Consider the following 13,119-nt stretch of genomic DNA (forward strand, 5'->3'; position numbering starts at 1 on the left):
CGAGGCCGACAGTCCTTTGCAGTCGCCACGAACACAGGGCCAGTATGGGGTTTCGTTCGTGGTATCTCTGGCGCGGCATGCTCCCCTTCACGTCGCTGTTCAGCCGACTGCTGTGGCCGCGCGCTACGGCGGGCGTCCTCGCGACCCACGAGGGGCGACTCCTCGCCATCGACACCGGCGACTACCTGATGCTCCCCCTCGGCGCGCTCGAGTCGGGCGAGACGTTCGCCGAGGCGGCCCGTCGGGAGGCGAGCGAGGAGACCGGCGTCGACGTCGAACTCGGTGACTGCGTCGACGAGCGGATCAACGTCTACGGCGGCGTCGAACGGCTCTACGCCGCGTCGCCGACGCGGGAGACGCCGCTGGCCGACTCGTCGTGGGAGGGCGAACCGACGTGGGTTCCGCTCGAGGCGGTGACGGACCGACGGTGGCGGTTCGACAGACCGGTCGGTCGGTACGTCGACTCCCTCGTCGACGGTGCGGACGACGTCGACGTCGGCCACAGGTCGACACCCGACGACAGATAGACGACCGACGACCGAACCCGACCTCGTCACGGCCACCGATCGTCTCTCGCCACCACCACTCTCGTCCCGGCGGCCACGAACGTCGTTCGACCGCTCCCGATCGTGGCAAACAGTTTTGTTTTCTAAACGTCACCTCTAGGTGACGCCACTCAGGGCCATGATCGACCTCACGCTGGACATCGAGCAGTACGACTGTCCGTTCGTCGCCGCCAGCGACGACGCCGAGTTGGCGTTCTCGGCGGTCCACTGGGAGTTCGACACCGCCAGACGGCAGACCGACTCGCGGATGGTCGTCGAGGCGGTCGACCGCGGAGCGCTCGACGACGGTCTCGATGTCCTCCGCGACCACGACGCCCTCGCGGACTACGACCTCCTCTCGCGGCGCGACAACGTCGCCCACATCCGGACGAGCATGGAACAGTCCGACGCGATGGCGACGATCCGCGACAACGAGGGGTATCTCACCGGCCCCTCGTACGTCGAAGGCGGCAGCGAACTGTGGCACGTCGGTTTCGACGACCCCGGCGAGGCCGACGCGGCGCTCAGTCGACTCGACCGGGGCAACGAGGTCGTCGTCGTCGCCCGCCGCGAACCCGACCTCCCCGAACTGCAGGGGTTCGTCCAGAACGCCGGGGCGGCGATGACGCTCATCGAAGGCTGTCGCGACCTCTCGGACGTCGAACGACAGACGCTCGAGACCGCCGTCCAGGGCGGCTACTTCCAGAGTCCTCGGTCGGCGACGCTCGGGACGCTGGCCGACGAGTTCGACGTCTCGAAACCCGCCGTCTCGAAGAATCTCCGGCGCGGGCAGCGGAAGATGATCGAACGCGTCGTCGAGGCGCTCGAAGAACTCGACTGACCGTCCCTTCCGCCGTCCGTCTCGGTCGGTCGCCCGCGAGACTCGAACGACGCGTTAACATGTTAACCCAGCAATACTTGCCGTTCTTCGCGGGAGTACGAGACAGTATGACACACGACCGACTCACGCGACGGGACGCGCTCCGCGTCGCCGGTGCGGCGGGCGTCGCCGGCCTCGCGGGTTGCACGGGCGACGGCGACGGTGGATCGACGGGAGACGGAACCGACGGGAACGACGGCGAGATGACAGGCACGACCAGCGGTACGAGCGGTAGCGCATCGGGTACGGTGAAGATCGGCGTCCTCCAGCCCATCTCGGGCGACCTGAAGTACTACGGCCAGCAGGCGCTGTGGGGGTTCTACTCGGGACTCGCCTACAAAGGGGAGACGGACCCGATCGCCGAGGCGTCGACCGGGACGAAGTCGGTCGACGTCGGCGACGTCACCTACGAACTGTACGTTCGGGACACGACGTTCAGCCAGGACACCGCCCAGCAGTTGGCGACGGATCTCGTCCAGAACGAGGAGGTCGACATGCTGTTCGGCTGTGCCTCGTCGGGTGCAGCGGGGACGGTCGTCAAGACGGTCGTGAAGCAGGCGCAGGTGCCGATGATGGTCGGTCCCGCCGCCTCGGCGGATCTCACCGCCTCGGACGAGACCTGCGGAAACCTGGTGTTCCGTGCGAGCGAGAACACGGCGATGGACGCCCGCTCCGGCGGCAAGTACGTCGCCCAGGAGACCGACGTGAGCACGGTCTACCTGTTCGGCGCGGACTACAGTTTCGGACGGGCAGTCGTCGACAACTACCGGTCGGTGCTCGAGAACGAGGGCGTCGAGATCGTCGGCGAGAAGTTCGTCCCGCAGGGGTACTCCGAGTGGGAGGGGCTGCTCGACAACGCCGCCTCGGAGGGCGCGGAGGGTATCGTCGGCGGGTTCACCGTCGCGACGCTTCCGCAGCTGTTCACCTCGTATCTCAACGGCGACTACGACTACCGCGTGTTCGGCGGATTCGCCACCGAGATCACGAACGGCGTCGTCGGCCAGACGCTCCAGAAGGCGCTCGGCAAGCCGCTGACGGCGGAGAAACTCGCCGAGACGAAGGTCGGTCCGTTCACGACGCGCTACCACTGGAACCAGTACAACAACGAGATCAACGACGCGTTCGTCGACAGCTACACCGGTGCGTACGGAAAAGTTCCGGACCTCTTCACCTCGGGGACGTTCACCGCCGCCTCCGCCATCGTCCAGGCGGTCCAGAACTCCGGGTCGACCGAGGGCTCCGATATCGCCGAGGCGCTGAAAGGGATGACCGTCACGGACACGCCGAAGGGGAAAGACGCCTACACGTTCCAGGCGCACAACAACCAGGCGCGGTCGGCGATGACCGTCGCGAACCCCGTCCCGACGACCGACGAGTGGGCCGACCAGTGGGGGGCCGCCGTCATGCCGAGCGACCCCGTCGCCCGCATCGGCGCGGACCAGACCACCATCCCCGCGGACTCCGAGGAGATGGGCTGTAACCTCTGAGCCAGCATGGTGCTTCGTACACGGGGGCTGACGAAGGAGTTCGGCGGACTCACCGCCGTCGACGACGTCGACTTCGAACTCGGCTCCGGCGAACTGTGCTCGCTCATCGGCCCCAACGGTGCGGGGAAGACGACGTTCTTCGACCTCCTCACCGGGGTGTTGGAGCCGACGGCCGGAACCATCGAACTCGGTCCCGACGGGTCGCGGACGGACGTCACGGACGCGGCACCCCACGAGACGGCCCGACTCGGCGTTCACCGCTCCTACCAGGTGACGAACGTCTTCCCGACGAGTACCGTCTTCGAGAACGTCCGAATCGCCGCTCAAGCGGCCGGAAACGACGCCACGAACTTCTGGCGCAACGCGGAGACGTTCGACGAGTTCCGCGAGGAGGCCCACCGAATCCTCGACCGCGTCGGTCTCGCCGCCGACGCCGACCGACCGGCCTCGGCGCTCTCCCACGGCGCGAAACGCCAACTGGAGGTCGGCATCGCGCTCGCCGGCGACCCGGACGTCCTCCTCCTGGACGAACCGAACGCGGGCGTCTCCTCGGAGAGCGTCGGCGACATCATCGACCTCATCGAGGACGTCGCCACCGACCACGCCGTCCTGCTCGTCGAACACAACATGGACATCGTGATGAACGTCTCCGAGCGCGTGGTCGTCCTGAACCGGGGGTCGGTCATCGCCGACGGCGACCCCGCGGCCGTCCGTGCGGACGAGACCGTCCAGGAGGCGTACCTCGGCGGCTACGACCCGAGCGGTGCGGGGTCGCCCGACGCCGCCGACTCCGAGAGCGCCGGCGACTCGCCACGGGAGGGGAGCGCGTGAGTCGCCCGCTGTTGGAACTCGACGACGTCCACAGCTACTACGGCGACAGCCACATCCTCGAGGGCGTCACCCTCGACGTCGAGGAGGGCGAGGTCGCCGCCCTCGTCGGCCGCAACGGCGTCGGAAAGACCACCACGCTGCGGACGATCCTCCAGCTCACCGTCCCCCGCGAGGGGACGGTCCGCTACCGCGGCGAGGACGTCACCGGCCTCGGCACCCACGACGTCGCCGACCGCGGCGTCGGCTGGATCCCCGAGGACCGACGGATCTTCTCGCAGCTCACCGTCGAGGAGAACGTGCGGGTCGCCGTCCCCGCGGGGTCGGACGTCGACGCGGGAGTCGACCTCGCCTTCGAGACGTTTCCGGACCTCCGCGACCACCGGTCGCGCGACGCGGGCAACCTCTCGGGCGGTCAACAGCAGATGCTCGCCATCGCCCGCGGTCTGGTCGGGGAGAACGACCTCCTGCTCGTCGACGAGCCGTCGGAGGGACTCGCGCCGCTCGTCGTCGACGCCGTCGCAGACGCGCTCACCGCCGCCGCCGAGGAGACGACGCTGCTGCTCGTCGAGCAGAACCTCCCGCTCGCGCTCGATCTCGCCGACCGCTTCTTCGTCGTCGACCACGGCCAGGTCGTCGACTCGGGGTCGACGGCGGACGTGAGCGCCGACGACGAACGACTTCGGAGGTATCTGTCGGCATGATCGACCAAGTGGCGCTCGCGACGGTCGGTGTGCCTTCGGCCCTCCTCCAGGTCACGCTCGACGCTCTCGCCGACTTCCTCGACCCGAGTACGCTCCTCTCGGTCCTCCTGAACGGGCTGTCGAAGGCGTCGCTCTACATCATGATCGCCAGCGGTCTCACTCTCATCTTCGGGCTGATGGGCGTGCTCAACTTCGCCCACGGCTCGCTGACGATGATCGGTGCCTACCTCGGCGGGTTGGTGCTCGTGCTCCTCGTCTCGCAGGACACAGGGCCGCTGACGCGGGTCGCGTACTTTTTCGTCGGACTGCTCGTCGTCTTCGCCGTGCTGGCGGCACTCGGCGGGGCGATCGAGGTCGGACTCGTCCGTCGGCTGTACGACCGACCGCCGCTGTACCAGATCCTCCTGACGTTCGGGCTGACGCTGATGCTGGACGAACTCGCCCGCATCGTCGTCAGCTTCTACGGCCTCCAACCGATCTCCGACTGGCAGGACGCGCTGGCGACGAAGCCGGCGATACTCTCGCAGAACGTCGGGTTCGGCCCCGTCTCGGTGCCGGGACTCCGACTGTTCGAGATCTGCTTCGGCGTCTTGACCGTCGCCGGCATCTGGGCGTTCCTCACGCGCACTCGGTACGGCCTCTACATCCGCGCCGGCAGCGAGGACGCCGAGATGACCGAGGCGCTCGGCGTCGACGTCCGCCGGGTGTTCACCGTCGTCTTCGCGCTCGGCGCGGGGTTGGCGGGGGCGGCGGGCGTGCTGCTCATGTGGGATCCGACGTGGGGGGCGAGCGTCCCGCTCGCCTCCGAAACGTTGCTCCCGGCGTTCGTCGTCGTCATCATCGGCGGCCTCGGAACGTTCCGGGGGACGGTCGTCGCCGGACTCGTCGTCGGACTGGCCGACGCGACGACGACCTGGTGGTTCCAGAACGCCGTCGAGTTCACCGGCCTCCCGCAGATGACGATCTTCCTCATCCTCGTGGTGATGCTCGTCGTCCGCCCGCAGGGGCTGTTCGGCGTCGAGGAGGTGGGGGGCCATTAGCGTCGAGTTCGGCGCTCGGTTCGACGACGTCGCCGAGACGTGGCCCGTCCAGTACCTCCGGGATCACGTCGTCCACCTTGCCGTCGTCGCCTTCCTCGCGGCCTACCCCGGAATCTACACGCTGCTCGTCAGCTCGCCGCTCTCCGCGGAGATGGCGACGCTGCTCCCGCGCGTGGAGACGATGGTGGGCGTGCTCTACTTCGCGCTCTTCGCGATGTCGTTCGACTTCGTCTCCGGCTACACGGGCTACCTCTCCTTTGGCCACGCGGCGTTCTACGGGACCGGCGCGTACCTCGTCGTCCTCGCCGCGAACGGCAAACTCCCTCTCTTGGGGCCGGAGACGCCGTTCGTGCTGCTGCTCGTCCTCGGTGGTCTGCTCGCGCTCCTCTTGGCGCTTCTCATCGGGGCCGTCTCGTTCCGCCTGACGGGCGTCTACTTCGCGATGATCACGCTCGGCTTCTCGCAGGTGCTGTACGTGTTCGTCCGCGACTGGGACTTCGTCGGGTCGAACCCCCGCGACGGCATCGCCGTGACGGGACGGACCACCGGCTTCGAGATCGGCGTTCCCGGCGTCGACGCGCTGAACCTCGCCATCGGCCAACTGGCGGGCGACGAGATCGAGGGACTGCTGGGGTTCGTCTCGCTGTCGACGACGGAGGTCTCCTACTACATGGTCGGGCTCGTCGTCCTCGTCTGTTACTTCGCGATGCAGCGCATCATCCACTCGCCGTTCGGGCGGGTGATGGTCGCCATCCGCGAGAACGAGGAGCGCGCGGAGGCGGTCGGCTACGACACCTTCCGGTACAAACTCGGCGCGTTCGCCATCAGCGCCTTCTTCGCCGCCGTCGCGGGCGGCCTGTTCGCGGGGTTCCGTCGGTCGGCAACGCCGGAGAACGCCTTCTTCTTCCTCGTCGCCGGCGACGCGCTCCTCGCCTCCATCATCGGCGGGTTCGGCACGCTCGCCGGGCCGCTCTACGGGCGACTGTTCGACGAGACGGTTCGGGAGTTCCTCTCGAAAGCCGGCGAGGGCGGCGGACTCCTCCCGTATCTCCAGTCGCAACTCGGCGAGGCGACGCTGTCGACCGTCGTCTACGACGGGCTGACCGTCGGGGAGGCGATCGACACCTTCCTGAACGGCCACGCCGCCCTCTATGTCGGCCTCCTGTTCGTGTTGTTCGTGCTCTACGTTCCGAACGGGATGGTCGGGACGGTTCGCGACCGACTCGGCGGCCGCGTCGCTGATCGGTTGCCGGCGGTCCTCGGTCGTCGGTTCGGTCGCTGAGACGGGTGGCGGCAAACCCGTCGCCGACCCTCGCGTTTTCACTCCCGGCCCGTGGCTCTCTGCCCATGAGCGAGTTCCGTCACGAGACGACCCTCTCGGTGCGCTACCGCGACCTCGACCCCTGGGGTCACGTCAACAACGCCGTCTACGTCACCTATCTCGAACACGCCCGCGTCGACTACCTCGACGCCGTCCTCGACGTCGAACTGGATGACATCGACATGGTCGTCGCCAACCTCGAGATCGACTACGAGCGGTCGGTGACGCTCGGCGACGAGGTGACCGTCGCCATCCGAGTCCCAGACCTCGGGACGTCCAGTTACCCGATGGAGTACGAGGTGCGCGTCGGCGACGAGGTCGCCGCCACCGCCCGGACGACGCAGGTGATCGTCGACGCCGAGACGGGGAAGCCAACGCCCATCGACGACGAGCGCCGCGAGAAGATCGCAGCGTTCGAAGGGCTGGACTGATAGGGATTATCGTAGCCAACCGCAGCCCTCCGGTTAGCCTCACGACTCATGTGAATCGGTTCCCGGACGAGGGATCTCTGAACTCCTACGATAATCCCTATGACACTCGGCCGTTCTCCAGTCACCGCCCCCGCTTTCTCACCGCTCTCCGATCGGCTCCCCTCTCCCGGTTTCGCGCCGGCGACTCCCACGACACAGACCGGTAAACACGGTTTTATACGTCCCGAGGATATTCATCGAATATGACCCAGAGAATACTCGGAGATTCCACCGAGGCTGGACTCGCCGACGTCGACGCCGGTGCACGCGTCCTCCACATCGGCCGGGACCGACCGATCCGCATCAGTTCGGGTCACCGACTCATGCATCACGACGGCAAGTGTAGCCGTCCGCACGGCCACAACTACGAGATCTCCGTCCGCGTCGTCGGCGACCTCACCGAGGAGGGGTGGGTCGTCGACAAGGGCGAGGTCACCCAGATCGTCGACCGGTGGGACCATCGGTTCCTCCTGGAGGAGGGCGACCCCCTGATCGAGGCGTTCGAGGCCAGCGGCGACGGCGACGCGGTCGTCCGCTTCGAGTCGCCGCCGACGGCCGAGGTGATGAGCGTCGTCCTCGAACGGCGACTCGCCGAGGAACTCGGCGACAACGTCCGTGACGTCTCGGTACAGGTCTCGGAGACGAGCGAACTCTGCGGCGGATCGTTCTGATGCCGGTCACCTCCACGGTCGAACGACCCGACAGCGCGCCCGAAGGCGACGCCCTCCCCGTCAACGAGCTGTTCGTCTCGCTGCAGGGAGAGGGGACGCTCGCGGGCGTCCCGAGCGTGTTCGTCCGCACCAGCGGCTGTAACCTCCGCTGTTGGTTCTGCGACTCCTATCACACCTCCTGGGAACCGACCCACGCGTGGCTGACGCTGGACGATATTATCGAAGAAGTCGGAGAGTACGACGCCGACCACGTCGTCCTCACGGGCGGCGAACCGCTGATCCACGACTCCGTGCAGGAGCTCCTCCGCCGACTCGACGCGCTGGGCTACCACACCACCGTCGAGACGAACGGCACTATCGTTCCCGAACGGGACACGCCCATCGACCTCGCCAGCGTCAGTCCGAAACTGGCCTCTTCGACGCCGACGGTCGAGAAGGACCCGACGGGCGAGGGCGAGTGGGCCGAGCGCCACGAGGAGCGCCGCATCGACGTCGACGCGCTGGCGACGTTCGCCGAACGGTACGACCGCCAGTTCAAGTTCGTCGTCACCGGCCGCGAGGATATGGCCGAGATCGAGTCGCTCGTCGCCGAGATCCGCGCCGCCGCCGACGTCGAGATTCCGGACACCGACGTCTTGCTGATGCCGGAGGGACAGACTCGCGACCGACTCGCCGAGACGCGCACCGTCGTCGCCGACCTCGCCGTCGAGTACGGCTACCGCTACACGCCGCGACTCCACGTCGACCTCTGGAACGACGCCCCCGAGACGTAATCTCCCGACCTACACTCCATGACCGACGCAGCCACCGACACCGACTCTGACCAGACCGACCAGCCAGCCAAACGCGCCGTCGTCCTCCTCTCCGGCGGCATGGACAGCGCTACCGCCGCCTACGAGGCCAAACAGCGCGGCTACGAGATCTACGCGCTCCACACCTCATACGGCCAGAAGACCGAGTCCAAGGAACTCGCCTGCGCGAAGCGACTCGCCGACGACCTCGACGCGGCGGAGTTCCTCCGCATCGAGACCGACCACCTCTCGGCCATCGGCGCGTCGAGTCTCACCGACGACTCGATGGCCGTCGCAGACGCCGACCTGGAGAGCGACGACGTCCCCACGTCGTACGTCCCGTTCCGCAACGCCAACCTGCTCTCGATGGCCGTCTCCTACGCCGAGGCCAACGACTGCGACGCCGTCTTCGTCGGCGCGCACAGCGAGGACTACTCCGGCTATCCCGACTGCCGCCCCGAGTTCTTCGAGGCGTTCGAGACGATGGTCGACGTCGGGACGAAACCCGAGACCGACATCTCGCTGGAGGTGCCGTTCGTCCACGACTCGAAGACCCAGATCGCGGAACGCGGCGTCGAACTCGACGTCCCGTTCGAGCACACGTGGTCCTGTTACCGGGCGGAGGAACCCGCCTGTGGTACGTGTGACTCTTGTGCGTTCCGCCTGCAGGCGTTCCGGAACGTCGGCACCCGCGACCCCATCGCCTACGAGGAACGGCCGCAGTTCGTCGACGCCGAGTAGCCGTTCGTTCGACCGTCGCGACGGCGCAGTCGACTCCTTCGCGAACCCGAAGGCGCTGCTCCGTGTTCGGAGACGGTAGCGTTCTCGGGGGACGTGCCACCGAGTCGCAACCGGTAAACGCCAGAGCCACGAGATGCATCTGTGTCGCGACTCGACCGTCACGTCCCGCCACTGGCCGGGTTGGCCGTCGCCGTCCTCGCGGTCAGCACCAGCGCCATCCTCGTCACGTGGAGCGAGGCGCCGAGTCTCGTGAAGGCACTGTATCGGGTGCTGTTCACGACGCTCCTGCTCGCGCCCGTCGCCGTCGCTCGCCACGCCGAGGACTTCCGGAAGCTTCGACTCCGCGACGTCGCCGTCGCCGTCGCCTCGGGCGTCGCGCTCGCGATCCACTTCGCCTCGTGGTTCGAGAGCCTCGAGTGGACCACCGTCGCCGCGAGCGTGACGCTCGTGCAGGCCCAACCGCTGTTCGTCGCCGTCGGCGCGTGGGCGCTGCTCGACGAGCGCGTGACCCGTCGGACGGTCGTCGGCATCCTCGTCGCCGTCGTCGGCATGGTCGTGATGTCGGTCGGCGACCTGGTCTCCGGCGTCGCCGTCGCTGCCCCGCGACCGCTGTACGGGAACGCGCTGGCCGTCGTCGGCGCGGTCGCCGCCGCCAGCTACTTCCTCGCCGGCCGGTCGCTCCGACAGCGGATCGCGCTCGTCCCGTACGTCATCGTCGTCTACACCGTCTGTACGGCCGTGTTGTTCGGACTGACCGTCGCGGAGGGCCACGCGCTCGTCGGCTACCCGCCCCGCGAGTGGCTCCTCTTTCTCGGGATGGCCGTGGGACCGGGACTGGTCGGCCACACGGTCATCAACTGGGCGCTCGCACATCTCGAATCGAGCGTCGTCAGCGTCTCGCTGCTCGGTGAACCGGTCGGGAGCACGCTGCTGGCGCTCGTCCTCCTCGGACAGGTGCCGACGGCGGCGACGCTCCTCGGCGGGGCGGTCGTCCTCGGCGGCATCTACGTCACTGCCGGGAGCGACGGATCGGCCGACGACGTCGCCGACCGTACCGAGCAGCCGACGACGGAGTGAGTATCAGACGTGATAATCCAGTCACAAGAGTCAATATCGACTCCTGACTCTCAACCGACATGGTCCGGTCCGACGCACCGATTCGCGTCCTCCACGTCGACGACCAGCCCGCGTTCGGCGAGTTGGTGACGACCCATCTCGAACGCTACGACGGCGACGGTGACGTCGAGATGGAGGTGATCTCGGTGACGACCGCACGCGAGGCGCGGGACCGACTCGACGGCTCCCGTATCGACTGTGTCGTCAGCGACTACGACCTGTCCAAAACGGACGGGTTGGAACTCCTCGAGGCGGTCCGCTGTCAGTTCCCCGACCTCCCCTTCGTCCTCTTCACCGGCAAGGGGAGCGAGGAAGTCGCTCGCGACGCCTTCCGAGTCGGTGCGACCGACTACATGCAGAAGGAGACCGGTACCGACCAGTACGCCGTCCTCGCGAACCGCGTCCACAACGCCGTCGCCCAACACCGCGCGGAGACCGCCTCCGAGCGCTACGGCGCCGCCATCGAGGCGCTGGAGAACGCGGTGTACGTCCTCGACGATGAGCGACGGTTCACCTCCGTCGACGAGGTGTTCGTCGAGACGACGGGGTACGACCGCGAGACGATCCTCGGCACCCACGTCGGCGAGCTCGACGCCGACGGGACGATGATCGACCACCTCGAGCGACTGACCGACACCGCGGAGTCGGACACCGTCCAGTTCGACGCCGAGATCCGCGACGCCGACGGCGTGCGTCGCCACTACCGCTGTCACCTCACCACCCATCAGTTCGCCGGCGAGTCGGCCCGAAGCGTCGTCGGGACGCTCTACGACCGCACTGACCACGACGGTCGCCGTGCCGGCCGCCGGTACTACGACGGGCTGACCGACCTCGTCATCGACACGTCGACGGCGCTGATGAGCGCCGAGGCCGACGAGGTCGACACGAAGCTCCGCTGGACGCTCCAGAGCGTCGCGGAGTACCTCGGTGTCGGGCGTGCGACGATCTACAGCACCGAGCGCGCTCCCGTCCTCGACGGCGACGACGGCGACGACGATGACGACGGCGACGCCTCGGTCACGCTGGCGGACGTCGAGAAGAGCCACGAGTGGTGCCGATCCGGGGTGGCACCCGGCGACGACACGGTCGCCGACTGTCCGGGGGCGGAGTGGTGGCTCGACCAGTTCCGCCGGTTCGAGAACGTCCGCATCGAGCGGCTCTCGACGATGCCGCCGGCGGCCGACTCGCTGCGCGAGCGGTACGAACGACAGGGCGTCTCCTCGGTCGTCGCCGTCCCGCTCGTCGGCGATTGGTCGCTCCGCGGCGTGCTGGAGTTCGCCAGTCACGACACCGAACGGCGCTGGTCGGACCGTGAGATCCGCCTCCTCCGGACGCTCGGCGACCTCGTCGGCCACACGCTCGAACGTCGCCGTCGCGACCGGGAGATGGCACGCTACGAGACCCTCGTCGAGACCGTCCCCGACGGGGTGTTCCTCCTCGACGAGGCGGGACGGATGACGCAGGTCAACGAGGCGTTCGCCGCCAGCCTCGGCGCGGAGGTCGACGACGTGCTCGGGAAACCGTTTCTCGACCTCGTCGACGAGGGGGTCGTCGCGTCGGGCATCGCCGAGGAGTACGTCGAAGGCGTCGACGCGATGCTCTCGGGCGACCGCGAGAAGAACGTCTTCGAGGTCGAGATCGACGCACCGGACACCGACGGTCGCCGGACGTACGAGGCGCACACCCGGCTGCTGCCGCACGACGACTCGTTTCGGGGCACCGCCGGCATCGCCCGCGACGTCACCGACGAACTCGACCAGCGCGCCCGGCTCCGGCGGCAGAACGAACGCCTCGACGAGTTCGCGAGCGTCGTCTCCCACGACCTCCGAAACCCGCTGAACGTGGCACAGGGGTTCCTCGAGGTGGCGCGCGAGACGGGCGACGACAGCTACCTCTCCCGAGTCGAGGAGGCGCTCGACCGCATCGACCGGCTGGCGGACGACGTGCTCTCGCTGGCACGACGGGGGCAGACCGTCGGCGAGACGTCGCAGGTCGACCTCGGACGGTCGGTCACGCGAGCCTGGAAGACCGTCGAGACCCACGACGCGACGGTCGAGGTGGCCGACGGCCTCGGGACAGTCGTCGCCGACGGAACGCGCTTCTCGGAGGCGCTACAGAACCTCTTTCGCAACGCGGTCGAACACGGCGGCCACGACGTCGCCGTCACCGTCGGGCCGCTCGCCGCGGACCGGGGGTTCTACGTCGCCGACGACGGTCCCGGCATCCCGCCGGACCGGCGGACGGCCGTCTTCGACCACGGACATACGACCTCGAACGCCGGAACCGGGTTCGGGCTCGCCATCGTCCGCGACATCGTCGAGGCCCACGGCTGGGCGATCGCCGTCGCCGAGAGCGAGGCGGGCGGCGCTCGCTTCGAGATCCGGTTCGGAGGCTCGGACGCGGACCGACAGACGGCCCAACTCGAGTGAGTGGAGGGAGCGACCGTCTCCCGCCGGCTCTGCCGCCTTGACGACGTCGACTCCGTCGGCGACGTCGCACTCGCCGAGTACGCCAAACCCGTTCGA

General features: G+C 68.1%; 13 protein-coding genes. All 13 read left to right on the forward strand.

All coding sequences use genetic code 11. The features are described 5' to 3' along the window. The first annotated feature begins 44 nt into the window (after positions 1-44). The 13 genes from EOHIBHHM_RS15460 to EOHIBHHM_RS15520 all read left to right on the forward strand — a co-directional run bounded on the left by EOHIBHHM_RS15460 (position 45) and on the right by EOHIBHHM_RS15520 (position 13,023). Positions 45-527 (forward strand): NUDIX domain-containing protein, encoded by a 483-nt coding sequence (locus EOHIBHHM_RS15460; RefSeq protein ID WP_497252124.1) that lies wholly within the window; start codon positions 45-47, stop codon positions 525-527. A gap of 157 nt (positions 528-684) precedes the next feature. Further along, positions 685-1,386: a helix-turn-helix domain-containing protein gene (locus EOHIBHHM_RS15465; RefSeq protein ID WP_497252126.1), complete on the forward strand. Its 702-nt coding sequence runs from the start codon at positions 685-687 to the stop codon at positions 1,384-1,386. A gap of 107 nt (positions 1,387-1,493) precedes the next feature. Beyond that, a complete protein-coding gene (locus tag EOHIBHHM_RS15470; protein ID WP_497252128.1) occupies positions 1,494-2,912 on the forward strand; it encodes an ABC transporter substrate-binding protein in 1,419 nt (472 codons plus the stop codon). 9 nt (positions 2,913-2,921) lie between these two features. Beyond that, positions 2,922-3,743 carry an ABC transporter ATP-binding protein gene (locus EOHIBHHM_RS15475; protein WP_497257020.1) on the forward strand — a complete coding sequence of 274 codons (822 nt, stop codon included), beginning with the start codon at positions 2,922-2,924 and terminating at the stop codon, positions 3,741-3,743. Continuing rightward, positions 3,740-4,444: an ABC transporter ATP-binding protein gene (locus tag EOHIBHHM_RS15480; protein ID WP_497252130.1), complete on the forward strand. Its 705-nt coding sequence runs from the start codon at positions 3,740-3,742 to the stop codon at positions 4,442-4,444. The genes EOHIBHHM_RS15475 and EOHIBHHM_RS15480 overlap by 4 nt, the downstream gene beginning before the upstream one ends. Beyond that, positions 4,441-5,484: a branched-chain amino acid ABC transporter permease gene (locus EOHIBHHM_RS15485; protein WP_497252132.1), complete on the forward strand. Its 1,044-nt coding sequence runs from the start codon at positions 4,441-4,443 to the stop codon at positions 5,482-5,484. Before EOHIBHHM_RS15480 ends, EOHIBHHM_RS15485 begins: the two co-directional genes overlap by 4 nt. Before the next feature lie 112 nt (positions 5,485-5,596). Continuing rightward, positions 5,597-6,766 (forward strand): branched-chain amino acid ABC transporter permease, encoded by a 1,170-nt coding sequence (locus EOHIBHHM_RS15490; protein ID WP_497257022.1) that lies wholly within the window; start codon positions 5,597-5,599, stop codon positions 6,764-6,766. A gap of 65 nt (positions 6,767-6,831) precedes the next feature. Further along, positions 6,832-7,236 (forward strand): acyl-CoA thioesterase, encoded by a 405-nt coding sequence (locus tag EOHIBHHM_RS15495; RefSeq protein ID WP_497252134.1) that lies wholly within the window; start codon positions 6,832-6,834, stop codon positions 7,234-7,236. A 242-nt stretch (positions 7,237-7,478) separates the two neighbouring features. Further along, a complete protein-coding gene (locus EOHIBHHM_RS15500; protein WP_497252136.1) occupies positions 7,479-7,946 on the forward strand; it encodes a 6-pyruvoyl trahydropterin synthase family protein in 468 nt (155 codons plus the stop codon). Beyond that, entirely contained in the window at positions 7,946-8,719 is a 774-nt protein-coding gene (locus tag EOHIBHHM_RS15505) for a 7-carboxy-7-deazaguanine synthase QueE (protein WP_497252138.1), read from the forward strand. The genes EOHIBHHM_RS15500 and EOHIBHHM_RS15505 overlap by 1 nt, the downstream gene beginning before the upstream one ends. Positions 8,720-8,737: 18 nt before the next feature. Further along, a complete protein-coding gene (gene queC / locus EOHIBHHM_RS15510) occupies positions 8,738-9,478 on the forward strand; it encodes a 7-cyano-7-deazaguanine synthase QueC (RefSeq protein WP_497252140.1) in 741 nt (246 codons plus the stop codon). A gap of 141 nt (positions 9,479-9,619) precedes the next feature. Next, positions 9,620-10,555 (forward strand): DMT family transporter, encoded by a 936-nt coding sequence (locus EOHIBHHM_RS15515; RefSeq protein WP_497252142.1) that lies wholly within the window; start codon positions 9,620-9,622, stop codon positions 10,553-10,555. 59 nt (positions 10,556-10,614) lie between these two features. After that, positions 10,615-13,023, forward strand: a complete 2,409-nt coding sequence (locus EOHIBHHM_RS15520) for a PAS domain S-box protein (protein ID WP_497252144.1) — start codon at positions 10,615-10,617, stop codon at positions 13,021-13,023. Positions 13,024-13,119: the final 96 nt, after the last annotated feature.

Source organism: Halogranum roseipondis (assembly GCF_059695585.1).